At 29.7% G+C, this 24679-nt stretch carries 21 protein-coding genes and 1 riboswitch; of the genes, 4 read left to right on the forward strand and 17 right to left on the reverse strand.

Annotated elements, in window-relative coordinates; genetic code table 11:
• Nucleotides 1-479: 479 nt before the first annotated feature.
• Nucleotides 480-1127 carry a hemolysin III family protein gene (locus tag ABCM86_RS12860; protein ID WP_195931419.1) on the forward strand — a complete coding sequence of 216 codons (648 nt, stop codon included), beginning with the start codon at nucleotides 480-482 and terminating at the stop codon, nucleotides 1125-1127.
• Between the two features lie 79 nt (nucleotides 1128-1206).
• On the opposite strand, the gene ABCM86_RS12865 is transcribed toward ABCM86_RS12860, so the two are convergent.
• From ABCM86_RS12865 to ABCM86_RS12900, 8 genes are all read right to left on the reverse strand, one after another.
• Nucleotides 1207-2172: an ABC transporter ATP-binding protein gene (locus ABCM86_RS12865; protein WP_295777753.1), complete on the reverse strand. Its 966-nt coding sequence runs from the start codon at nucleotides 2170-2172 to the stop codon at nucleotides 1207-1209.
• The gene (locus ABCM86_RS12870) at nucleotides 2165-2950 is read right to left on the reverse strand and encodes an ABC transporter ATP-binding protein (RefSeq protein WP_295677466.1); all 786 of its coding nucleotides are present in this window, start codon (nucleotides 2948-2950) and stop codon (nucleotides 2165-2167) included. Before ABCM86_RS12870 ends, ABCM86_RS12865 begins: the two co-directional genes overlap by 8 nt.
• Nucleotides 2951-2987: 37 nt before the next feature.
• The gene (locus tag ABCM86_RS12875; protein WP_195931416.1) at nucleotides 2988-4589 is read right to left on the reverse strand and encodes an ABC transporter substrate-binding protein; all 1602 of its coding nucleotides are present in this window, start codon (nucleotides 4587-4589) and stop codon (nucleotides 2988-2990) included.
• Nucleotides 4590-4666: 77 nt separating this feature from the next.
• The gene (nikC, locus tag ABCM86_RS12880) at nucleotides 4667-5515 is read right to left on the reverse strand and encodes a nickel transporter permease (RefSeq protein WP_343004110.1); all 849 of its coding nucleotides are present in this window, start codon (nucleotides 5513-5515) and stop codon (nucleotides 4667-4669) included.
• Nucleotides 5516-5517: 2 nt separating this feature from the next.
• Entirely contained in the window at nucleotides 5518-6456 is a 939-nt protein-coding gene (gene nikB / locus ABCM86_RS12885; protein WP_243269616.1) for a nickel ABC transporter permease, read from the reverse strand.
• 51 nt (nucleotides 6457-6507) lie between these two features.
• Nucleotides 6508-7425: a LysR family transcriptional regulator gene (locus tag ABCM86_RS12890; RefSeq protein WP_195931414.1), complete on the reverse strand. Its 918-nt coding sequence runs from the start codon at nucleotides 7423-7425 to the stop codon at nucleotides 6508-6510.
• Nucleotides 7426-7572: 147 nt separating this feature from the next.
• Nucleotides 7573-7749: riboswitch (cobalamin riboswitch) on the reverse strand.
• 846 nt (nucleotides 7750-8595) lie between these two features.
• Complete coding sequence (locus ABCM86_RS12895) at nucleotides 8596-11790, reverse strand: heavy metal translocating P-type ATPase (RefSeq protein WP_343004111.1); 3195 nt, start codon at nucleotides 11788-11790, stop codon at nucleotides 8596-8598.
• 29 nt (nucleotides 11791-11819) lie between these two features.
• On the reverse strand, nucleotides 11820-12221 hold the full coding sequence (locus tag ABCM86_RS12900) for a metalloregulator ArsR/SmtB family transcription factor (protein ID WP_048926793.1): 402 nt from the start codon (nucleotides 12219-12221) through the stop codon (nucleotides 11820-11822).
• A 272-nt stretch (nucleotides 12222-12493) separates the two neighbouring features.
• Here ABCM86_RS12900 and ABCM86_RS12905 point away from each other — a divergent pair, with 272 nt between their 5' ends.
• Nucleotides 12494-13306 carry a hypothetical protein gene (locus tag ABCM86_RS12905; RefSeq protein ID WP_343004112.1) on the forward strand — a complete coding sequence of 271 codons (813 nt, stop codon included), beginning with the start codon at nucleotides 12494-12496 and terminating at the stop codon, nucleotides 13304-13306.
• A gap of 151 nt (nucleotides 13307-13457) precedes the next feature.
• Here the strand turns inward: ABCM86_RS12905 and ABCM86_RS12910 are convergent, their stop codons facing one another.
• Both ABCM86_RS12910 and ABCM86_RS12915 read right to left on the reverse strand, forming a co-directional pair.
• The gene (locus ABCM86_RS12910) at nucleotides 13458-14432 is read right to left on the reverse strand and encodes a M14 family metallopeptidase (RefSeq protein WP_295677457.1); all 975 of its coding nucleotides are present in this window, start codon (nucleotides 14430-14432) and stop codon (nucleotides 13458-13460) included.
• A 300-nt stretch (nucleotides 14433-14732) separates the two neighbouring features.
• Nucleotides 14733-17027, reverse strand: a complete 2295-nt coding sequence (locus tag ABCM86_RS12915; protein WP_343004113.1) for a hydratase — start codon at nucleotides 17025-17027, stop codon at nucleotides 14733-14735.
• 229 nt (nucleotides 17028-17256) lie between these two features.
• Here ABCM86_RS12915 and ABCM86_RS12920 point away from each other — a divergent pair, with 229 nt between their 5' ends.
• On the forward strand, nucleotides 17257-18387 hold the full coding sequence (locus ABCM86_RS12920; protein WP_343004114.1) for a DUF362 domain-containing protein: 1131 nt from the start codon (nucleotides 17257-17259) through the stop codon (nucleotides 18385-18387).
• A gap of 109 nt (nucleotides 18388-18496) precedes the next feature.
• On the opposite strand, the gene ABCM86_RS12925 is transcribed toward ABCM86_RS12920, so the two are convergent.
• The 7 genes from ABCM86_RS12925 to ABCM86_RS12955 all read right to left on the reverse strand — a co-directional run bounded on the left by ABCM86_RS12925 (nucleotide 18497) and on the right by ABCM86_RS12955 (nucleotide 24261).
• Complete coding sequence (locus ABCM86_RS12925) at nucleotides 18497-19369, reverse strand: LysR family transcriptional regulator (protein WP_039905346.1); 873 nt, start codon at nucleotides 19367-19369, stop codon at nucleotides 18497-18499.
• A gap of 118 nt (nucleotides 19370-19487) precedes the next feature.
• A complete protein-coding gene (locus ABCM86_RS12930; RefSeq protein ID WP_048926789.1) occupies nucleotides 19488-19886 on the reverse strand; it encodes a DUF2085 domain-containing protein in 399 nt (132 codons plus the stop codon).
• A gap of 11 nt (nucleotides 19887-19897) precedes the next feature.
• On the reverse strand, nucleotides 19898-20197 hold the full coding sequence (locus ABCM86_RS12935) for a zinc-ribbon domain-containing protein (protein WP_343004115.1): 300 nt from the start codon (nucleotides 20195-20197) through the stop codon (nucleotides 19898-19900).
• Between the two features lie 192 nt (nucleotides 20198-20389).
• A complete protein-coding gene (locus tag ABCM86_RS12940; RefSeq protein ID WP_343004117.1) occupies nucleotides 20390-20734 on the reverse strand; it encodes a DUF5684 domain-containing protein in 345 nt (114 codons plus the stop codon).
• Between the two features lie 168 nt (nucleotides 20735-20902).
• Complete coding sequence (gene nrdG / locus ABCM86_RS12945; protein WP_343004118.1) at nucleotides 20903-21403, reverse strand: anaerobic ribonucleoside-triphosphate reductase activating protein; 501 nt, start codon at nucleotides 21401-21403, stop codon at nucleotides 20903-20905.
• Between the two features lie 15 nt (nucleotides 21404-21418).
• Nucleotides 21419-23548 (reverse strand): anaerobic ribonucleoside-triphosphate reductase, encoded by a 2130-nt coding sequence (gene nrdD, locus ABCM86_RS12950; protein ID WP_343004120.1) that lies wholly within the window; start codon nucleotides 23546-23548, stop codon nucleotides 21419-21421.
• Nucleotides 23549-23925: 377 nt separating this feature from the next.
• Nucleotides 23926-24261: a metal-sensing transcriptional repressor gene (locus ABCM86_RS12955; RefSeq protein WP_022070752.1), complete on the reverse strand. Its 336-nt coding sequence runs from the start codon at nucleotides 24259-24261 to the stop codon at nucleotides 23926-23928.
• Nucleotides 24262-24430: 169 nt separating this feature from the next.
• Between ABCM86_RS12955 and ABCM86_RS12960 the strand changes: the two genes are divergently transcribed.
• Nucleotides 24431-24637, forward strand: coding sequence for a hypothetical protein (locus ABCM86_RS12960; RefSeq protein ID WP_195931741.1), 207 nt, complete (start codon nucleotides 24431-24433; stop codon nucleotides 24635-24637).
• Nucleotides 24638-24679 lie beyond the last annotated feature (42 nt).

Below are 24679 nucleotides of genomic sequence, written 5' to 3' on the forward strand. Positions count from 1 at the left end.
TGGTTTTAATTCGTGTGAATTAAAGTTTATTAATTAACCTACTGTTTAATTTTCAAAGTTCATTTACTTAACTCGCTTAACTTTTTAAGTTGTTTCGCTCATTTCAGCTTCTTTAGTTTAACAAACTTAATTTTGTTTGTCAACTCTTTTTTTAAAAAACTTTTTTAGCTTTCGTCGCTCTTTCAGACTTACTCGCTTCAGAAGTTTTGTCCTCGTCTCAAGGACAAGTAATACTATACCACCATAAAATATATTCGTCAATACTTTTTTTATATTTTTTTTAATATTATTTTTATTTTTGTAAATATTATTAATTAGTATTCTAATTTTTATATTTAATTGCATACATTACATAATAATCTAGATATAATTATATTAAGATATATTGTTTACAATAATCTATAAATATACTTTATTATTAAACTAATATTAAAGTATCAATCAATATTAAATTTATATATAGAGGAGGTATACATATTATGGCTAAATATGCTAGAGAACCTATAAATGGTTTTACACATTTATTTGGGGCAATTTTATCATTCGCTGGTTTATTAATATTAGTAATAAAAACAACACTAGAAAATCCATCCCCTATTGCATTGACAGCAGTAATTATTTTTGGAATTTCTTTAATATTACTTTATTCTGCATCTGCTACATATCATTTAGTTATTGCAAAAGAAAATACTATTAAATTTCTCAGAAGAATAGATCACTCTATGATTTTTATTTTAATAGCAGGTTCTTATGCACCTTTCTGTTTAATATCACTAAATGGTGTTAAGGGATGGGTATTGTTTGCTATAGAAATATTAATAGCAATTCTAGGAGTTGCATTTAAACTAGTTTGGTTTGAAAGTCCTCGTTGGATTTCTACTCTTATTTATGTAGTTATGGGATGGTGTGCAATATTTCTAATTGTGCCTCTTTCTAAATCGCTTTCATCTATTGGTGTTATGTTATTAATAGGCGGGGGTGTACTTTATACAATAGGTGCTATTATATATGGAACAAAACCTAAATTTCTTAAATTGAAAAAATTTAAATTCCATGAGATATTCCATATATTCATCTTATTGGGCAGTCTATGCCAATATCTATGTGTTCTTTTATATGTAATTTAATTAGTAAAATAAAAGAAGTTTTGATAAATAACTTTCTATCTATCAAAACTTCTTTTTTATTAAGAATATTTTTATATTTTTATACGGTAAAATCTAAGTGACATGCTACATAATGATTTTCTGATACCTTTCTTAACTGTGGCATCTTTCTACTACAAACTTCTATCGCACATTCACATCTATCTCTAAACGGACATGCATTTACATTATCTATTTTATTAGATATGTCATTGTTTATTTCTTTTATTGGTTCTGAAAAATCCATTTTTAAATCAAATACAGCTGTCATTAGTGCTTTTGTATAAGGATGCATAGCTAATTTACTTAATTTATGTCCAGGTAGTATCTCAACTATATTTCCTAAATACATAACAGCAACGGTATGACTAGTTTCTGTTACTAAGGCAATGTCGTGACAAACAAAACCTATAGTAAGATTTCTTTCTTTTTGTATTTTATTAATTAAATCAATAATATTTTTTTGTATAGAAACGTCTAATGCTGAAGTTGATTCATCAAGTATTAATAACTCTGGGTTTAAAACTAATGCTCTTGCTATTCCTATACGTTGGCGTTGACCACCACTCATATTATGCGGATATCTATGCATAAATTCTGCTGGTAACTCAACCATCTCAAGATATTCTTTTGCTACTTCTTCTTTTTGACTTTTCTTAATTAGTCCAAAATTTAGAAGTGGTTCGCATATAATATCTTTTACTTTCATTTTAGGATTAAATGCAGTCGATGGATCTTGGAATACCATTTGCACATTACGTCTATGTTGACGAAGTTTCTCTCCCTTTAATTTTGTGATATCTTCCCCATGATATAAAACTTGACCTGATGTAGGTTCTTCTAGTTGCATTATTATTTTCATTAATGTACTTTTTCCACATCCACTTTCGCCTATAATTCCTAAAGTTTTTCCCTTTTCAAAGCAAAGTGATACTTTATTACAAGCCGTCAACTTTCCATTTTTACCAATAGGAAATTCTTTAACTACATTGTCAATTTCTAATACTGTATTTTTTGTTTTAAGCATGTTGTTCCTCCCTCCATGTTGGAACAGATGCTAGTAATCGTTTTGTATAATCACTTGTTGTATTATTTAATATTTCGTCTCTAGTTCCTCTATCAACAACTTCTCCATCTTTCATTACGATTATTTTATCAGCCATATATACTGCAACAGCTAAATTATGCGTAACTATCATAATAGATGTGTCATATTTGTCTCTAAGTTCCATCATTTCTTTTACAATTTGTGATTGTGTTGTTACATCAAGTGCACTTGTCGGTTCATCTGCTATTAATAGTTTTGGTTGGAAAGTCATAGCCATTGCAATCCCAACTCTTTGACGTTGACCACCACTTAATTGGAATGGATATTTTCTCATTATATCCTTCGCTTGTGGCAATCTCATTCTATTTAACATATCAATTGCCTTATCTTTTGCCTTATCTTTTGGCATATCTTCATGAACCCTAATATATTCCACGAATTGGCTACCGATTCTTCTATTTGGATTAATCATTGCGCCACAATCTTGGAAAATCATAGACATCTTAGTTCCTCTACATTGATTCCATTGTTTTTGAGTGTAGTTTAGAAGGGAATCGCCTTCAAAGACGATATCCCCTTTTGTAACCTTACCTTGACCTGGAAGTAGACCAAGTACTGATCTTATGACAGTAGTTTTTCCACTTCCACTTTCTCCAACTATGGCTACTATCTCACCTGAACTAATCTCTAAACTAAAATCTTCAATTGTTGGTTTATTGTTTCCATATTGAACAGTTATATTATCTATCTTTAACATAAGATCACTCATCTCCTCCAGATTTTAATTATTTTAATTATTCAGCTGGTTTTATAGCTGTACTTATCCAATAGTAGTCAGCTGTATAAACGTTAGCTCCTTCTACTGATTTTGTACTACATATGTTTCCTTTATAATAACCATGTATTAAAGCTGCACCATCATCTACTAATATTTGTTGCATTTCTTGTACTAAATCTTTTATTTTATCTTCATCAGTTTCAACTAGTAATTGTTCATATAATTTGTCATATGTATCATTTTTATAAGAACAGTAGTTAGCTTCTGATTTACTATACCAGTTTTCCATATATCCAACTGGATCCCCAACTTGAACTGTTAACCAGTTAGTTGATAATAAGTCATACTCACCTGCAGTAAGTTTGTTCCATTCAGTATCTGCATCTGTTTCTTGTACGTTAACTTTTATTCCGATTTTTTCTATATTAGCAGCACTACCTTCAGAGAACTCTTTTAAGCATCTACTATCATAAGTTAAGAATGATAATTCTATATTTTTTCCGTCTCCGTTAAATTCTCTATATCCATCACCATCAGAGTCAACTATTCCAGCTTCATCTAATATCTTTTTAGCTTGTTCTACATCATATGGAGTAGCATCTTTTAATTTATCATATCCATAATCTAAACTTGATGGTAAAACAGATATACCAGCTTCATACATTCCACCAACAGTAGTATTACATAAAGTTTCATCATCTATAGACATAAGAACTGCTTTTCTTAAGTCATCATTAGCAAGAGGTCTATCTTCTTTTTGATTTATATATGCAAATCCAGTTCTTCCTCCAACTACTTCTGATACATTATATTTATCTGATTCTTTTACTTTTTCTAAATCACTTATATTTGATATATTTTCTATAACATCAACATCTCCATTTTCAAGAGCCATGTATTTAGATGTAGCATCTTTTATGAATATAATATTTAATTTTTCATAAGGTACTTCACCATTCCAGTAGTGTTCATTAGCTACCATTTCTAAAGAAGTTCCTTCATTTTTCTTTTCAACAGCATATGGTCCAGTACCTATTGGTTGGTCAGCCATATCAGTATCTGCATCAACATCTACTATTACGAATAGTGGGTTTGATAAAACTGCACTTAAATCTGCATATGCTTGGCTTGTTTTTATTGTTAAAGTTCCTTTTTCATCATCAGCTTCTATAGTTTCATATTTTAAGAATTGAGATGGATGCGCAGTTCCTTTCCCATCTTTTTCTTGTTGGAATGTATATTCTATAGATTTTTTAACTGCTGATGCTGTTAAATCTTTACCATTTGAGAATTTTACTCCATCTCTTATGTGGAATGTCCATTCAGTTTTGTCATCATTTGATTCAACTGAGTCAGCTAAGTATGGTTGTGGTTCCATTTGTTGGTCAAATCTATATAGACCTTCACCTATACCGTATCTACTTACACACCAAGCAGCATTAACTATTGATGATGGATCTAATGAATCAGAGAAATTTGTACACCCAAAGTTTAATGTCTTTGAATCTGCTGATACACTTCCAGATTTTGATGAACTACATCCTGTAACCGCTCCTAATGTCATAGCTGCAATTAATGTTGCAACCATTGCCTTTTTTATCCTTTTAAAAACTTTCATGAAATACCTCCCTATATTTCTCCCTTTTATTTTGATATTTATCTTTTTTTAATTTAATTTTCATTCAAATTAAATTATTAGCTTACTTGACTTTCGCTAGCTTCTTGTCTAACGTCTAATATATCTCTTAATTTATCCCCTATTAAGTTAAATACAATAACAACAATACAAATTGCTATACCTGGCGCTATCATTAACCAAGGGCAATTTAATAAATAAGCTCGTCCTTCATTTAACATAAGTCCCCATTCTGCTGCAGGTGATTGTGCACCAAAGCCTAAAAATGAAAGACCTGCAAGTTCTAATATCATTGTTCCTATATCAGTTGTAGCTGTAATAACTAATGTAGGTAATATATTAGGTAAAATATATTTAACTATAATAGTTGAAGTTTTACAACCAGTAACTCTAGCTGCATAAATATAATCTTCTTCGCATATTTTTAAAACTAAACTTCTTGCTAATCTAGCATACTTCGTCCAACTTACAAGCATAATAGCTATAATTGCATTTTTAACACTAGCACCCATTATTCCTGCCATTGCAATAGCTAATACCATACCTGGGAATGAAATCATCATATCTGAAATTCTCATAATCACAGCATTGACAATTCCGCCAAAGTAACCTGCTAAAATTCCTGCTGTTGTTCCTATTAAGAATATCAATACTACTAATATCAATGATGCACTTAAAGATATTCTTGTCCCATAAATTACACGAGATAACACATCTCTTCCCAATTTATCTGTTCCAAGTAAATGTTCTGAACTTGGTGGTTGAAATGCATGTTGTAACTCTGCCGCATAAGGATCATGTGGCGCTATAAATGGAGCGAATATTGCTACAAGTGCTATAGCTATTGCCATTACGATAAGTGCTGAAAATACCTTGTTCTTCTTTATAAATGTTTTAATATTTTTCATCACTAACCTCTCTCTCTAACCTTTGGATCTACTAGTGTATATGAAAGGTCTACTATTAAGTTTATAATCATATAAATAAGTGCTATCCAAAGTACATAAGCTTGAATTATTGGATAATCATAAGCTGTGATTGATGTAACAGCTAAGTTACCAAGACCCGGATATGAGAATATAACCTCTACAACCGCTGTCCCTCCTAATAATGAACCTAACGATAATCCTAATAATGTTATTAATGGTAATAAAGAATTTGGGAATACATGTCTTAAAAGTATTTTTCCATCACTTAATCCTCTAGCTTTTGCACCAATAACATAATCTTTATTTAATTCTTCTAATACTGCTGTACGAACTTGTCTTGTATATTTTGCCGCCATAGCAAATGCTAATGTTACAGCTGGTAAAATCATTGTTTTAAATCCTCCACCTATAGATATTACAGGTAATAGATTTAATTTTAATGCCACTACATATAGAAGTAATAATCCAACCCAAAAGTTCGGCATAGAGATACCTAAAAATGTAATTCCTCTTATAAGGTAATCGGCAAATTTATTTTGTTTTATAGCCGCTATTATTCCACTCGGAACTGCAATCACTAACATTATAATTAAAGATAAAAATGCTAGTTTTAATGTTGGAATTAATCTATCCATTAAAATTCCTAAAACAGGTTTTCCTGAAGAATATGAAGTTCCAAAATCCCCTTGAAGACATGATGTCAACCAATCAAAATATTGAACTAAAAATGGTTTATTTAATCCCATAGCTTCCCTTGTTTGATTCAGCACTTCCTCACTTGGCATTACACCACTTGATGAGTACATTGCCCTAACAGGGTCCCCTGGTGCCATATATATTAGTGAAAAAGTTATAAAACTTATCCCTAATAATACGATTGCCATTTGAATCAATCTTTTTGAAATTTGTTTACTATTCAAAATACCTCCTCCTTAAGATAACAATATAAATACTGTTTTCTATTTTTATATTTAATTTTTAAATTCATCTAAGTTTTCTAAGTACTCGATCAGTGACTCACCTAAATCAGATACTTTGTCTTTTTTTCTTCTTATATATCCAAATGAAATACTTCTTTCACACGATATTATCGGAATTGCTTTTATACCATATTCTTGATACTGATTTTTAACAAAGCTACTTGCAATAGAGCCGTGTTCAGTATGTTTTAATGATTGAATTAGAAAACTATCACTATTTGTATAAGATATAGAAACACTATCTCCATTATAAATAATATCTTCTTTTATATGACCTAAGTGGTTATATAATGAGAATTGCTTTTCATGGTATTGAACTAGTTTTATATCTTTTAAATCAGTTTCTTCTACAGAATCTTTCTTATATAGTGGATTATTTCTACCCACAAATAAGTATAAAGGTACTTTTGTTAATTCATGATATTCTAGACCTTTTGATTTAATCTGTTGCTTAAATGCCGACATACTTCGTTTCGATATATATACAAAACCAAGTTCAGCTTTTCTAGCATGTACCCTTCTAATTATATTTTGTACATTCGTTTCAAAGAAATCTAATCTAATATCTTTTCTTGATTGTTTATTATAAAATTGAGACAAATAAAAAGATAATGTGTTGCTAGGAACACTTGATATTGATAAAACATCAATGTTTTGACCTTTTTTAAATTCATTAATTATATTTATATTTTTTAAAACTTCTATGGCATACATGTAAACACTTTCCCCTTGAGGAGTTATTGTAACACCACTTCTAGTTCTATTTAATAAAGTCATATTTAATTCTTCTTCTAATGATTTGACTATTTTACTTACGTTTGGCTGAGTTGTTATTAATGCTTCTGCTGCAGAATGGAAACTCCCCATATCAACACTTACTACAAAATACTGCAATTGTTTTACATCCATATATTTAACCCCATTATTCTTTTTATTTACTATCTACTTTCTTTGATTGTTTTTAAACATTAAAAAACACACTTTTTCAAGCGTGTTAAACAAAACCCCATACAAACAAGGACTTATTGGAACACACCTATACACCGTAGAATAGTTCTCTATTTTTATTATAAAAGCAGGTCTCCTGGCTAAAAAGCATTGTTAGTTTTCCCTTCCCAGAAATTCATCCAGTGGTTTGAAAACCAACCCTTTATCACAGTGACGGGATCGCATTGGATTTGCACCAATTTCCCTATTAATCTGGTATACAGAACTCTTATAACTACTTGTTTTTTCTATATTATAATATAACACATAATATTTTATTAAGTGACATTTTTTTGAGGATTCTTAATTCCAATTTATTATTGTTTCTATTTTTTTATACATTTTTCGACAATACCCTGCCCCCTATCGTTTGTGTAATAAAATATAGCAAACACCTCATTTTAAATTTTTTTTTAAATTTAAAAACTGTTTTACTTTATTTTATTTTGTTATACTAAGTAATTCTAAATATTCCAAATCGTAATAGTTGTTTTTTGTCGATTAATTTTATCTATCAATAATAGATAATATTTTATGTCAATATCGAGGTCTTTTATAATTAAATTTTATTTATTTTATAAATTCATATTATAATTTGTAGAATTATAGCTTTTAATAAAAAATTTAAGTTTCTATTTGTCAAAAAATCCATAAAAAAATAAGTATAATGTATTAAATAATTTTCAATATACTCATTTTTTATTAATAAATTTAATTTTATATTATAAGTTGAATATTTTTCTTTAGGTGTGACTATTATAAGACTTGATTTCACAATAGTTACAGTTATTTATATTGCTTATAAATTGGTATTATAACTTTCCCTTTGTATAGCTAATATAATTTATTATCTGTATTATAAATAAGGATCTATAATCCATTTTTATGTGATAAATAGTCCTTTTTTAATGTTTAATATTCTGTTTTTATTTGTAGATAATTTTGTAGATTTTAAGAATAATGTTTGTATGTAAATTGGTTTAATAATATATGTGATGTATTTATATCTTATAGTACAAAAAGATTTGATAAAAATCAAATCTTTTTGTACTACTATTTTGTTATCACCATAAATTTTAGAATTTATGATAATTATTTTTCTTCTTTTATTCTCATAGCTCTCATTGCGTTAAGTACTGCTATTAATGCAACCCCAACGTCTGCAAATACTGCTTCCCACATGTTAGAAACACCACCTGCAGTTGCTGCTAAAACTATAACTTTTACAGCTAATGCAAATATGATATTTTGCCATACTATTCTACTAGTTTTCTTAGATATTGCTATAGCTTTTGCTATTTGACTTGGTTCATCATTCATTATAACAACGTCTGCTGCTTCTATTGCTGCATCTGATCCAAGACCACCCATTGCTATACCAACGTCTGCTCTTGCTAAAACTGGAGCGTCGTTTATACCATCCCCAACGAATGCTACTTTTTGTTTTTCTGTTCTACCTTTGTAGATTTCTTCTATTTTTTCTACTTTTTCATCAGGTAGTAAGTTTGAATAAACTTTATCTAATTTTAATTCACCAGCTACTGCATCTGCAACTTTTTTGTTGTCACCAGTAAGCATAACTGTTTGTTTTATTCCTATTTGTTTTAATTTAGCTATTGCTTCTTTACTATCTTCTTTTATTTCATCAGAGATTACTAAATCCCCTGCATATTTACCGTTTATTGCGATATATACAACTGTTCCTGTTTCTGTAACTGGAGTATATTTTATTTTATTAACGTTCATTAATTTTTCATTACCAGCTAAAACAGTTTTTCCGTTGTAGTTAACTTTTATACCATGTGCTGCTATTTCTTCATATTCACCTATTTTGCTTAAATCTAATTCTTTGTTATAAGCTTTAACTATTGATTTAGCTATTGGGTGATTTGAGTTAGCTTCTGCATATGCTGCATATTCCATAAGTTCATCTTCTGAAACATTTACTGCATTTACTTTTGTTACGTTGAATACACCTTTTGTAAGTGTACCAGTTTTATCAAATACTACTGTATCTACATATCTTAATGCTTCTAAGTAGTTACTTCCTTTGATTAATACACCATTTTTAGATGCGAAACCAATTCCACTGAAGAATGTAAGTGGTATTGATAAAACTAATGCACAAGGACAAGAAACAACTAAGAATGTTAATCCTCTTAATACCCAATCATACCAAACTGCTTGGCTTGATATATCTATTATCATTGGTGGTATTATAGCTATTATAGCTGCTAATGCAACAACTACTGGAGTGTAGTATTTAGAGAATACACTTATAAAGTTTTCTGTTTTTGCTTTTTTACTACTTGCATTTTCAACTAAGTCTAATACTTTTGATACTGCTGATTCACCGAAATCTTTTGTTACTTCTATTGTTAATAATGCATTTTTATTTATGAAACCAGAAAGTACTTCATCTTCTACATTTACACTTCTAAGCACTGATTCACCAGTAAGAGCTGAAGTATCAACCATTGAAGAACCTTCTATTACTATACCATCAAGAGGAACTCTTTCACCTGGTTTAACTACGATTATGTCTCCTATTTCAACTTCTTCTGGATCTACTACTTCTATTTCATTTCCTATTTTTAAGTTTGCTATGTCAGGTCTAATTTCCATTAATGATGAAATTGATTTTCTTGATTTACCAACTGCTATACCTTGTAAAAATACACCTACTTTGTAGAATACCATAACACCAACTGCTTCTGATGTTTCACCAATTATGATTGCTCCAAGTGTAGCTACAGTTATTAAGAAGTTTTCATCGAATACTCTACCATTTTTAATATTTTTAGCTGCTTTTAATAATACGTCTCCACCTACTACTAAATAAACTGCTATAAATGCTATTGTACTTATTAAATCTTGGTTTCCATGACCATGGCCACCACCTATAATTTGTTGAGCAAATGTTATAGCATATGCTATTACACCGACAAATAATCTTATTTTTTCTATTTTATCTTTATCAAATTTCTTTGTTACTTTTTCATTTAATGCTTTATTTTGTGCTTTTGAAATTCCTTTTACTTGTATATTTAAACAATGTTGAAGATTTTTAGCTATTGTTGCTACTTCTTCAGTTACTACTCTTCTTGATACTGTTCCATCTAGTTCTATATCTAATATACAGTTTCCAAAATCTAAAGTAGCACTTTTTACACCCGCAGATTTATTTGCTTCAAATTCTATTTGATCTGCACATTGTTTACATTTTAGATTTTCTAATTTTAATTTTAATTCTTTAGAAGTTCTGTTGTCATGTACTTGTATATTAAGACCTGGTTCTGTTGTATCTATTATGTTTATTACTTTGTCTATAGTTAATTTTCTACTTGCCCCGTCTTTTAATTCAAAACTTAATTTTTTATTTACGAAGTTTAAGTTTGCTATTTCTACTTCATCTAAATCTGATACTTTTTGACCGATTACTTCTGCACAGTGTGCACAGTTTAATCCACCTAAAGTCATATCTACTCTTTTATTATTTCCTTTGCTTGATGCTTTTTCTATAACTTGAATATCAAGACCTGGTTCTGTTGTATCTATTATGTTTATTACTTTATCTATAACTAGGTTTCTACTTACTCCGTTTTTTAATTCAAAGCTTAGTTTTTTATTTACGAAGTTTAAGTTTGCCATTTCTACTTCGTCTAATGCTTCTACTTTTTGACCGATTACTTCTGCACAGTGTGCACAATTTAATCCACCTAAAATCATGTCAACTCTATTATCTTGAGCTTTTTTTGATTTTTTACTTTCCATTACTTTTATATCAAGTCCTGGTTCAGTTGTGTCTATTATTTTTATTACTGTTTCTATTATAACGTTTCTATCTGAAGCATTTTTTAATTCAAAGTTTAATTTTTTATTTACGAAGTTTAAATTTGCAGCTTTTACTTCGTCTAATGCTTCTACTTTTTGGCCGATTACTTCTGCACAGTGTGCACAATTTAGACCTCCAAGTATCATACTTACGTTTTTGTCTCCTTCTTCAGCATTTCCTTGTAACTTTTTATTTGTTTTATTTGCTGGTTTTTTAGTGCTAATTTGTAATGAAGAATCCATAGTTTTTATTAATGAAGATAATTCATTTATAATTGCACTTTCATCTTTTGATGAATCTATAGATAAAACTAATGATTTGTTTGAAGCATTTACATTACAAGATTTTACACCTGGAACATTTACTGCTAAAATTTCTATCATTTCTGCTACATCTGTAGTTAATGATCCTTGAACAAACAATTCTTTTTTTGTTAAAGTTGCTGTACTCATATAATTCCCCTTCTTTCTCCTTTTCTTTTTTAGCGTTTATACATTTCTTCAATATGATGTAAACCATAGTCAAATATTTTTGTTATATGGTCGTCATCTAATGAATAAAATACTGTCTTTCCTTCTTTTCTGAATTTAACAAGTCTTGCTTGTTTTAAAACTCTTAATTGATGTGATATTGCCGATTGTGTCATTCCTACTAACTCAGCTATATCACATACACACATCTCTTCTTTAAATAATATAAATATTATCTTTATTCTTGTTTGGTCTCCCAAAACTTTAAATAATTCAGCTAAATCCACAAGTATATCCTCTTCTGGCATATTTTCTCTTACTGTCTCTATGATGTCTTGATGTATGTGTTTAAATTCACACTCAGCTATATTTTCTCCATTATTGATGTCAATATTTAAGTTATTATTTTTCATATATTACCTCCAAATCATTTTAATATATGAATAACTGTTCATATATTAATAATAATCTTTTTAAGTTTAATTATCAAGATATTTTTAGAAGTTTTTTTAATTTCTTCTATTCCATTTCATTATCCTTAATTTAAATACCCAATATTATAAATCTAAATTGAAATTTACTACTTTGTAAATTTTAACTTTAAACATATATTTTTTATTAATTTAATATATATATTATTAGAAAAATTGTTAATTGTTTCATAGAAATAGAAAGGAGAATCCATATGAGTAACAATAATAGAAATGACAATTCTAAACCTAATTATATATATCCTCAGCCTTATATAGACCCAATGGTTTATTTAAACCCTTACTATTCAAATGCTACAGGATACCAATATAATAGTCAAGGATATGTTGAATATCCTAATAATCCCGGATACATTGATTATTCTCAATTTAATGATAACCAAACTAATGACTCTACTGATCAAAACTTAACGAATAATAACTTAATGAATAATAATACTGATAACGCAGAGGAGTATACTAATATTCCATATGACGAAGATTTTAATATACCTTCTATTCCATATTTTCCACAAACAAATATGCCTAACTCTCAACAAGGTATGCCTAATATGATATTGCCTAATCAACAGTATCAATCTTTGCCACCAAATATGGAAAATCAAGGTGTTGATAATAATCTAAATCAGCAAGTTCCACAGCAGCAACAACCGCAATCTCAACAGCAACAACAAAATCAAATACAACAAAATCAAATGCAACAACCACAGATGCAGCAACCATCACAAAATTTAAATCCACAAAATATGCAAAATATAAATTATCAAAATCCAAATATGATGAATCCTGGTATGCCTTATGGAGTTCCTATGCAACCAAATATGATGGGAGGGTATATTCCTATGCCAAAACCACCAATGTATCCAGTAGGTATGTTCCCTAATATGTATCCAGAAATGCCACCTAATATAATGTATTATCCTAATTATCCTAGTTATCCTTTTGTAAATGTATCTCCTGGTATGCCTAGTGTAAATATGGAAGAATTTGATGAAGAGGAAATGTAAATAATTATAATATGTTGGAGATTATACATTATCTACAAACTAGACAATGTATAATTTCCTTAGAATTAAAAAAAAGGAAGTAAATTATAAAATACTATAATCTACTTCCTTTTATTTTCCCTTAATATATTTTTATCTTTAATCTTTTTATCTATAATAGTACTGAATGTTCTACTATTCCACAAGCGGCAACATTATCGCCTTTTTTAATTGATAATCCGTAATGATTATACATTATACGACAATCTTCTAATGCTCTATATTCGCCGATTACATTTCCAAAAAAGTCTTTTACAGTACCGATTAATCCACCTTTTTTAACAAACATACCTGGTTCAATACGTGGGAACCATACGCCCGTATGTTGTGATTCGATGTAGTCCGTTTTCATCCATACTATTCTTTCTACTTCTTCTGGTCTATGAGTTATTTCTAATACATTGAAATGGTCTAATAATAAGTATATATCTTGGATAAATCCTTCATAATCTTCTTTTTCGCAAGTATTATTGTAACCTCTCTCAACTAATATACCTGGTATACCTTTTGATGCTGCATAGCTATAAAAACCATCTTTTGATCTCGATGCAATTAAGTGTTCTATTGCTATATTTGATGCTGCACCCATTGATATTTTTGATACTTCGTCTCCTGCTGCTACAGGGAAGAATAGACAAGATGCCATTTGTTCCATAGCTGAACCACTGTGAAGGTCCATAATAAAATCTGCTATTGGCATGATTTCATCTTCTAAAAATGCCATTATCTTTCTACTTATTGTTCCATTTTTATCTCCATAAAAATCTCTATTAAGATTCATTCCATCCTCTGGAACTATTGAGTCAGTTCTTTCTGTAAAACCGCTAGAATTTAAGCAATGTATTATCACAATACGTCCGTTTACTTTTTTAGGATCTATCTCAGCTGCTGTCGTCATACATGCAACAACCCCTGGGAACTCACAACTATGTAATCCACCATTTATAACTATTGTCTTTCCTGTATTTTCCCCATTTATAATCGTCGTAGGTATTTCGTAATCTTCACCATATGGACGAATCATTACTTGAAGTTTTTGACCTGCCTCAATTTGCTTGCCTAAAAAGTTCCAAGTTTCATTTCTCATATTTTGCCTCCCAATTTCACTATTACTTTTATAATATATTTCTCACTTTTTATCTCATTATTATATATTAATCTTATTTTTATATTTTAAATATTAATTCTTACTTGATAATTATTATTATCATTTTAACTGTTTATATATTACCATAAATATATTATGAAAAAAACTCCTATTTTGTCTAAATTTAATAACAAAGTGTTATCACGCATAATCTTCTTTGGATTTATATAATATTTTTAGACATTAAATAAGGAAATGCTACAGTATTTGTATCATTTCCTTGTTTAAAACACGTATATATTATTTGTTTTCTTTTCTGTTTCTATTATAGTTAATTAAACAACCAGCCTTGACTATTGCTTTTTCATCATCTGTCATATCAGTTATATATAAATCTAATTCTTTTATATTATCTGATATAAGATAAGCTTTTATATCCTTCATATCTCCATCTAATGCTTTTCTTATGTTTGGAACGAAGATATAATCCCCAACTTCAAACTGTGCATCTGCTTCCATTTGGAACGGAACCATACCCCAGTTCATAACGTTTGAACGATAACGTTTAGTTGCGTATTCTTTACAGATATTTGCAAGTCCTCCCATTACTCTTTGGCAACTTGCTGCTTGTTCACGAGCAGAACCATCACCTGGTTTTTTAGCATAAATCATACTTCCAATTTCTATATCTTTAACATCTTCTATTTTAAATTTTTCACTTATTTTAGAATAAACTTTAGCAAGCTCTTTATCTAATTTAGTTGGATCCTCTCCTTTTAATCTGGCCTTTTCTACTGCATCAACTGCTTTTGTTTTTCCAACATATTCAGGATCTCTTCTTGATAATGCGAATTCAGCTAATTTTAATGGATTAGATCTGAATGCTGAAGTTTCTCCTGATGGTATTAATTCATCTGTAGTTGTTACTTCGTCTAATATTTTTGAACAAACTTTTAGTAATATATTCTCTGCTAGAGGACTCATTTCTGGCCAGTCTTTTATATTTGGTCCATAAACTAAGTCTAATTCATCGTCAGCTTTTTGGAATCCTTGATATACTCTACTTCTATATGATGAATCATCGAATTTGTAATCAGGAATATTTTCTTCATTTACTAAATCAGTTGCTGGTGTTAATATACCTCCATTTGCTGCAGTAGCTGCTATACTTCTAGCATCCATTAATGCAACAGATGACATTTGACCATTTCCTGGTTTAGAACCTTCTCTGTTAGGGAAGTTTCTAGTTGTATGTCTTATACTTAATCCGTTATTTGCTGGAGTATCTCCTGCCCCGAAACATGGTCCACAAAATGCAGTTTTAATTGTTGTACCAGTAGCCATTAATGTTGAAATTGCACCTTTTTCTAATAAATCCATAAATACTGGTTGAGATGATGGATATACTGCTAATGAAAATTCATCATTGCCACAGTTTTTTCCTTTTAATATTTCAGCAGCTTGCATAACACTTGTGTATGTACCACCTGAACATCCTGCGATTATACCTTGTTGAACTTGTAATTTACCATCAACAATTTTATCAGTTAGACTGAACTCTATTTCTGGATTGTCTATTAATTTTTTAGCATCTTGTTCGACTTTAGTAAGTATTTCTTCAAGATTTGCATTTAATTCATCAATTTCATATACGTTGCTTGGATGGAATGGCAATGCTATCATTGGTTTTATTTTGCTTAAATCTACATAAACTAGTCCATCATAATAAGCTACTTCTTTTGGGTTTAATTCTTTGTACTCCTCTTCTCTATTATGAGTTTTTAGGTACTTTCTTGTATTTTCATCAGTTTTCCATACTGAAGTTAAACATGTGGTTTCAGTAGTCATAACATCTACACCATTTCTATAGTCAGTATCCATTGATGCAACCCCCGGTCCTACAAATTCCATAACTTTATTTTTAACGTATCCATTTTTGAATACTTTTCCGATTATAGCAAGTGCTATATCTTGTGGTCCAATACCTGGATGTGGTTTTCCTTCTAAATAAATAGCAACAACACCTGGATAATTTATATCATATGTGTCTTCTAGTAATTGTTTTACTAGTTCTCCACCACCTTCACCAACTGCCATTGTTCCAAGAGCTCCGTATCTAGTGTGACTGTCTGAACCTAATATCATTTTTCCACATCCGGCCATCATTTCTCTCATGTATTGATGGATAACTGCAATATGTGCTGGAACATAAATTCCACCGTATTTCTTAGCTGCTGATAAACCAAACATGTGGTCATCTTCATTTATAGTTCCACCAACTGCACATAATGAGTTATGGCAATTTGTTAGAACATAAGGAATCGGAAATTTTTTCATTCCTGATGCTTTTGCAGTTTGGATTATACCAACGTATGTAATATCATGAGATGCCATTGCATCAAATTTTATTTTTAATTTATCCATATCAGAAGAAGTGTTGTGTGATTCTAATATTGAATATGCTATTGTCCCCTTTTTAGCTTCTTCTTTATTAGCTTTCTTTCCAGTTAGTTGTTCAACTTTTTCACTTTCTGATTCTTTTACTATTGCATCCCCGTTTACTAGGTATACACCTTCATCATATAATTTAATCATTTCACAATCTTCCCTTCGACTTTATATTAATTATTTTTATTTGCATTTTTAATTAAGCTTCTATATAAAAGATACTCCGTTATTCATTTAAAGTCTAATAATGTTTTTTTATAGGTGTTATTCCAAAAAGTTATAACATTATTTATGGTAATTTTGTCTTGACTTAGAGTTTACTCCAGGCAATATAATATAAAAAGGGAATTATTGTAAAATAAGGAGGAGAATTAAAATGACTAAGTCAAAAGTATATTTCACAGATTTTCGTACAAAACTTGGCGAAGGTCTTCCAACAAAATTAAAGAGATTAATAAAAGATGCTGGTATTGCTGATATTGATATGGATAACAAATTTGTAGCAATAAAAATGCATTTCGGGGAACTTGGTAACTTAGGATTCTTACGTCCAAATTATGCAAGAGCTGTTGCCGATGTTGTTAAAGAACTTGGTGGACATCCATTTTTAACTGACTGTAATACTCTATATCCTGGAAAAAGAAAAAATGCATTAGAACATTTAGAATGTGCATGGGAAAATGGATTTACACCACTGACTGTAGGATGTCCAATTTTAATAGCTGATGGATTAAAAGGAACAGATGATATAGAAGTTCCAGTTGCTGGTGGGGAATACATAGAAAAAGCAAAAATCGGTCGTTCAATAATGGATGCCGATGTATTTATAAGTTTAACTCACTTCAAAGGTCATGAAACGACTGGCTTTGGTGGGGCTATAAAAAATATAGGTATGGGATGTGGTTCTCGTGCAGGCAAAAAAGAACAACACAATGATGGAACGCCAACTATATCAGAATCAAAATGTCGTGGATGTAAGAAATGTCAAAAAGAATGCGCTAATAATGGATTAGTTTTCAATAAAGAAACTAAAAAAATGAGCATAAACCCAGATACTTGCGCAGGATGTGGTCGTTGTATTGGTGCATGTAACTTTGATGCAATCGCATTTGAAAATTACACAGCAGTTGAAAATCTAAACTGTCGTATGGCTGAATACACTAAAGCTGTAGTAGATGGACGTCCAACATTCCACATTTCTCTTGTTGTAGATGTTTCTCCAAACTGCGACTGTCATGCTGAAAATGATGCGCCAATCTTACCTAATATAGGTATGTTCGCCTCTTATGATTTATTAGCTTTAGATCAAGCATGTGTTGATGCCTGTATGGATGCTACACCAATAAGAAATAGTCAACTAGGCGACAATCTTGCAAAAAAAGATTTCCATGACCATCATGACCATTTTACAAATTCCACTCCAGAATCAGAATGGAAAACTTGCTTAAGTCATGCTGAAAAAATTGGACTTGGTTCTAGAGACTATGAACTAGTTGTTATAAAATAAAAATTTAAAACTAAAATATCACTTTTAATATAATATATTTTTAAATAGGTCAGTAAAATTGTGAATTTCTAATATAGAACAAATGAAATAAGGGAGTATATCAATATGATTACTCCCTTATTTCTATATTATCTTTAATAAATTTTATAAAATTATTTACAACACTGCTCATCTGTTTTCCCTTTGGATATACTAGCCAGGTATTTCTTATTATACTATTACCATCATCGTCTAATATCGGTGTTAAACAAAGGTTATATACTTTCTCAAAACCTTCAGGCAGAAAACAACATGCATATCCAAGCCCCTTATCTACTAACTGCCACGCAAATTCTACATATCCAGCAAACATTCCTACTGGCGGATTATTCCCATATGTATTTTTCCACCATTCATCCAAAATTTCTTTACTCTTATCATTAGTTTTATAATCAATGCGCTGCATTTGTGGCAACTTCATTAAATCAATTGGATCTTTTGATACTATGTAAGCTTTATTTTGTTTAACCAAAATCTTATCTACATCACCTTCAAAGTCACCACATACAAATCCCAACTCTATGTGGTTTTCTAATATCATCCTAAATAAATTATTGCTTTGGTCATTTATAATTTCAAACTTTATATTTTTATGTTCTTGTGAATATCTATATAACACATCTGTTAATTCAAATTTGCTATATGTGTAAGGTGAACCTATTTTAATTGTTCCTTCTAATTCAGTTTTATAAGTATATAGTCCATGTTTTACGTCTTTTATAAATTCCATGTACTCCTTAGCTCGCTTCGCTAGATATTCTCCCTCTGGAGTAAATTTCACCCCTTTCGAAGTACGATTTATTATTTTAACTCCAAAATCTTTTTCCATACTTTTAACCCTTTTTGTAAGAGATGGCTGACTTATATACAACATATCTGCTACTTTTGTCATATTTGGTGTTTCGTACAATCTATATAATATCTCCCAATCTGTATCTTTCATTATTTGCTCCCCTTTTTGCAATAATTTATACTACATTTTTATTTTATCAAAGTAAATTAACACATACAATATAATTAAAAAGGTAAACTCACTTAATAATTCACATCACTTTAATTATTTATCTTCTAAGCCCTATGTTATATTTTGTTCCTATATTTACTCCAAAATTGAATACTATTATAGTCGATATAACAAAAAGCATAAAGATACCATACCCAAATAAAACCCCTGTAATAAATCTTTTTATATTATTACTTTCATAAGAAGTTAATGCTTGTGTAAATCCATCTATGATTAATGGAATCATAATAATAAATGATGCTTTAGCAGTTAATCTAAAAAAGAAACAACAAATCAAGGCAAAACATATACCTACAAATTCACCTGTACATCTTGCACATATCGGAAATTTTTGCCCTTTATAATAAAATGATCTATCATCTCTGCAATGGCATCCAAAAATAATTGGAAACCACTTATAAATCCATTTTTTCGAATTAGAAAGAAATAAGTCCACGTCTTACACTCCTAATAAAAAAGGGAAGCACCTAATATAAGTACTATAAGATAGTACACCGCTGCTATTCCCACTGCTACTAAAGCACCTATCCCTGCTGCTTTAGCTGTTTTAGGTTTAGTATCTTTCCAAACTAAGAACAAAACAAGTCCAGCGATAGGAACACAACAACCTAAAAGTCCCCATAAAAATCCACCATTATCAACAACTTCTGGTGTTGTTGGTGCTATTTCTTGCTGTTGTACACCACAAGATGGACATATAACTGCCTTGTCATCTATTTCTTTCCCACAATTTTTACAAAAAGCCATTTTCTTTCCCCCTCAAAAATAAATACTATGATTTCTCTCTAGTAATAAAAATATCCATTTTGCTATCATATTAATACATTTATATTCCAAGACGTAATTAAATATTCCCATCCATAATTTTAAAAGAAATGAAATTTTGTATATATAAAAAAGGTATAGATTCATCAGGAATCTATACCTTTTACTATCACTTTACGCAACGTATACTCTATTTCCATTTGGTCCTATATACTCATCATCACTGAAAGCTAATATTATGTAGAATACTGGTCTTAGTAAGAATAATCCTATACAAAATCCTAAACCTTTATCAAATGATTTCGCTAATTTATACATACACATAAAATCAACTATTACACCTACTAACGGAATAATTGTAGCTAAAAATATCCATCCATTCCCCCAGGCAATTTTGAAAAGGCAATAAGAATTATATATTGGTATAATACTTTTCCATCCAGCTATCCCTGCTTTTTGGAAAACTACCCATTGTGCAGCAACTGTAAGTATATAAAATAATATTGCTATTAATCCCATTCTATTTTCCTCCCTTTGTTTTTTATGGATTTTATTATATTATAATTCCTTATAAAGGGTCAATATTACCTAAAAATATACATATATAGATATATTTATCATAAAATATTCATAAAAAAATACAACTGTTCTAAAACGTCAGTTAGTATTTTTCATTTTATTTTTATATTAAGCTTCTACCAAAACTATCTTTTCCTCAGCTAAACTCTTTTTCACGTCTATAACCCTTTGGTTTGAAGAGCCTCTCATTGTAAGAGATAAATTTCTATTTTCTTGTTGAAATGGTCCATCAACTAAAACATCTAAATATTTTAAAACTTCCTTTTGTCTTTCTGTAAAATTCTCTACAACATAACCCGTCCACATGTAGATTTTTTTATTTGGAAATTCTTTTTTAAATTTTTTGCATACTTCTATTACTCCATCTACATTTTCTGGACATAATGGCTCGCCCCCCAGAATCGATAGATCTCGTTGTACACTATTTTTGTTGATATTTTCAAGGATATAATCTAAATTTTCTTTTTTGAACTCTTTGCCGCTATTAAAGTCCCACGTTTCTCCGTTAAAACAGCCCTTACAGTGATGTGGACAACCTTGAGTCCAAAGCGACATAGTTATACCTATCCCATTTGCTATATCATTATCTTTTATTTTTGAAAACTTCATTAAAACCACTCCATTTTATAAATGTAAAACTCTTTGGCTGATTTCTTGAGTACGTCCTTTACCCCACATGTTAGAACCGATATAACCACAAGTTCTTCTCATAACTTGCATTTCGTTTTTATCTTTGTTTCCACAGTTTGGACAGTACCATTCCATATCGTCATCTAATTTTATTTCTCCTGTATATCCACATTTGAAACAAACATCTGGTTTTGTATTTATTTCAGCATATTGGATATTGTGGTAGATGTAGTTTATTATTTGTTCAACAGCAGGTAAGTTTTTACTCATATCTGGAACTTCTACATAACTTATGCATCCACCTAAACTTATATCATGGAATTGACTTTCAAATTTTAATTTTTCAAATGCATCTATTTCCTCTGTAACATGAACATGGTAAGAGTTAGTGTAGTACATTCTATCAGTTACATTTTCTATTTCACCGAATTTTTGTTTGTCTATTCTACAGAATCTTGAAGTTAAACTTTCTCCTGGAGTTCCATATAACCCAAATCCAAGACCTGTTTCTTTCTTCCATGAATCACAAGCGTCTTTTAAGTGGTTCATTACTTGAAGTGCGAATTCTTCACCTTCTTTAGTAGTGTGAGAAACACCAAGCATTGCTTGTGTCATTTCATATATACCCACATATCCTAAAGATAAAGTTGAATATCCATTTTTTAATAATGTATCTATTTTTTCTCCTTTTTCAAGTCTAGCAATTCCACCATGTTGCCAGTGAATTGGTGATATATCAGAAGGAGTACCTAATAATAAATTATGTCTAACCATTAAAGCTTCTCTACATAGAGATAATCTTTCGTCTAACACTTCCCAGAATTTATCCATATCTTTATTTGCAGTTAATGCAACTTGAACTAAGTTAAGACTTACAACACCTTGATTGAATCTTCCGTACCATTTATAGTTTCCATTTTCATCTTTCCAGTTACTTAAGTGAGATCTACATCCCATTGGAGGGAAAGTTTCACCATCGTAATTTCTTCTCATTATTTTTGCACTTTGATAATCTGGAACTAATCTCTTAGTATTACATTTTGCTGCTAATTTAGTTATATAATCGTATTTTCCACCTTCTAGACAGTTATGTTCGTCTAGTAAGTAAACAAGTTTAGGGAATTCTTCTCCTATTTCTTGTCCTCTATAGTTTTTCATACCTTCTAATCTTTGTAATATCATCTCTTCACATATTAATGCTTCTTCTCTTTCGAACTCTCCGCCTTCTTCTATTTCAAGGTAGATTGTTGAGAAAGGTGATTGTCCATTACTTGTGTGTAAAGTAGATAATTGGTATCTTATTGTTTGTATACCTGATTTTAGCTCTTCTAACATTCTATCTTCAGCTAATTCATGTGCCATTTCTAAGCTATATTTTTCTTTATATTTTTCAAAATATTTATTGTATGAAACTCTTAAAAATGGTGCTATATGTTTTATAGTTATTGAGTTTCCACCATATTGTCCACTTGCTATTTGTGCTATTATTTGTGTTGTAACAGTACATGCAGTAGCAAATGATTTTGGTGATTCAACTAATTTATTATTTATAACTGTTCCATTAGTTAACATATCTTCTAAGTTTATTAACATACAGTTGTGTATCGGTTGTATTGCATAATCCATGTCGTGGTAATGTAGTACCCCTTCATCATGAGCTTGAACAATATGAGCAGGTATTAATTTTCTTCTAGCTATATCTTTTGAAACTTCTCCTGCCATTAAATCTCTTTGAGTAGATGCTAATTGACCGTTTTTGTTTGAGTTTTCGTTTAAAACATCTTCATTACTTTTATCTAATAAACCTAGTATACTGTCATCTGTTGTATTTACTTCTCTTTTGAATGATTGTACTGCTCTATAACCTTCATAAGCTTTTGCAGTTAATTCTTGTTTATGATCTATTAATTCTTTATATACTAACTCTTCAACTTTAGAAACTGTCGGAGAAGGCGAACCTTGTAAATATATCTTTTCTATTTCTTCTGCTATATCTTTTGCTATATCTTCTTCTAATACACCACTACCGTATTTCATTGCTTTTAATATAGCATTTTCTATCTTTAATTTATCAAATTCTGCTTTGCTTCCGTCTCTTTTAATTATACTTAAATTCGCTGACATTATTATCTCCTTCTTCTATATAGTATTATTATTTCATTAAAGTTTTTTGTATTTATTTTTTAAATTGGTTTCTATATTCTTACTAATACTTTATACACTAGTAATACCAACATAATTATTAATTTTTCAAGTGATAAACTTTTATTTTTATGTAAAAATTCATTTCTTTAGCACAATATCTAGTGCCGACTGATTTATTTTACACCATATATTGTGTGCAATCAAGTTAGTTTAATCAAAAATACATAGATATAATTTTCCAAAAATCATCTATTTTTTACCGATGCTTTGCCCCTACTTGAGTCTAGATATTCTTAATAAATTTTACTCTTTCAAAAAATTTTTTTCATAATTTCTTAGGGGTAAAATTTGATTATTTATCTTACGAATTTATCAATTGCATCATTTAAATCTTTTAATAATTTTTGTTTTTCTTCTAACTGTTCTTCTCCCACTACATCTACTATACATTTGTTTATATGATCTTCTAATATTTTCTTCCCTAAATTGTTTAATGCAGCTTTTACTGCTGATATTTGTATTAAAATTTCTGTGCAGTCCCTATGTTCTTCCATCATAGTTTTTACAGAATTAGCATGCCCAATAATTCTAGACATCCTATTTATTAACTTTTTATAATCTTCATCCGAATGTTTATGATTTGAATGAGCATGATTATGCTCATGATTATTCTCTTGTATATTACTACCCATTAAAACCCCTCCTAATCTCATTTACAACATATCAATTATACCTTATATATTATTTTTTAACCATTTTATTATAAATAATTGACACTTTTTTCCATAAATCCTATAATATAATTAATAACCCCCTATAGGGGATATTAATTATATTTAATCAATAAGGAGGTAATTTAAAATGCATGAAGGTCACCATGGAATATTTGATGATATGGAGGATATGGACGATTTATTTGGAATAAATGAAGAACATGATCATGGACATCATCACCACGAACATAGTCATAATCACGAACACCATGACCATAAGCATAACCAAGATAACTCCGAAGACCATAAGAAAAAGAAATTTAGTTTATTCAATAAGAAAAAGACTGATAAATAACATCACAATATACACCTGAGAGTTTTTCTCTCAGGTTTAAAA

This window comes from Clostridium sp. 2218st1_F5_2218SCRN_220325 (genome assembly GCF_039062665.1).
Lineage (GTDB): Bacteria > Bacillota > Clostridia > Peptostreptococcales > Peptostreptococcaceae > Intestinibacter.

Coding starts and splice junctions, on each gene's coding strand:
- ABCM86_RS12860 (WP_195931419.1), top strand. CDS start 480: ATGGCTAAATATGCTAGAGAACCTATAAATGGTTTTACACATTTATTT.
- ABCM86_RS12865 (WP_295777753.1), bottom strand. CDS start 2,172: ATGCTTAAAACAAAAAATACAGTATTAGAAATTGACAATGTAGTTAAA.
- ABCM86_RS12870 (WP_295677466.1), bottom strand. CDS start 2,950: ATGTTAAAGATAGATAATATAACTGTTCAATATGGAAACAATAAACCA.
- ABCM86_RS12875 (WP_195931416.1), bottom strand. CDS start 4,589: ATGAAAGTTTTTAAAAGGATAAAAAAGGCAATGGTTGCAACATTAATT.
- nikC (WP_343004110.1), bottom strand. CDS start 5,515: ATGAAAAATATTAAAACATTTATAAAGAAGAACAAGGTATTTTCAGCA.
- ABCM86_RS12890 (WP_195931414.1), bottom strand. CDS start 7,425: ATGGATGTAAAACAATTGCAGTATTTTGTAGTAAGTGTTGATATGGGG.
- ABCM86_RS12895 (WP_343004111.1), bottom strand. CDS start 11,790: ATGAGTACAGCAACTTTAACAAAAAAAGAATTGTTTGTTCAAGGATCA.
- ABCM86_RS12900 (WP_048926793.1), bottom strand. CDS start 12,221: ATGAAAAATAATAACTTAAATATTGACATCAATAATGGAGAAAATATA.
- ABCM86_RS12905 (WP_343004112.1), top strand. CDS start 12,494: ATGAGTAACAATAATAGAAATGACAATTCTAAACCTAATTATATATAT.
- ABCM86_RS12910 (WP_295677457.1), bottom strand. CDS start 14,432: ATGAGAAATGAAACTTGGAACTTTTTAGGCAAGCAAATTGAGGCAGGT.
- ABCM86_RS12915 (WP_343004113.1), bottom strand. CDS start 17,027: ATGATTAAATTATATGATGAAGGTGTATACCTAGTAAACGGGGATGCA.
- ABCM86_RS12920 (WP_343004114.1), top strand. CDS start 17,257: ATGACTAAGTCAAAAGTATATTTCACAGATTTTCGTACAAAACTTGGC.
- ABCM86_RS12925 (WP_039905346.1), bottom strand. CDS start 19,369: ATGAAAGATACAGATTGGGAGATATTATATAGATTGTACGAAACACCA.
- ABCM86_RS12935 (WP_343004115.1), bottom strand. CDS start 20,197: ATGGCTTTTTGTAAAAATTGTGGGAAAGAAATAGATGACAAGGCAGTT.
- ABCM86_RS12940 (WP_343004117.1), bottom strand. CDS start 20,734: ATGGGATTAATAGCAATATTATTTTATATACTTACAGTTGCTGCACAA.
- nrdG (WP_343004118.1), bottom strand. CDS start 21,403: ATGAAGTTTTCAAAAATAAAAGATAATGATATAGCAAATGGGATAGGT.
- nrdD (WP_343004120.1), bottom strand. CDS start 23,548: ATGTCAGCGAATTTAAGTATAATTAAAAGAGACGGAAGCAAAGCAGAA.
- ABCM86_RS12955 (WP_022070752.1), bottom strand. CDS start 24,261: ATGGGTAGTAATATACAAGAGAATAATCATGAGCATAATCATGCTCAT.
- ABCM86_RS12960 (WP_195931741.1), top strand. CDS start 24,431: ATGCATGAAGGTCACCATGGAATATTTGATGATATGGAGGATATGGAC.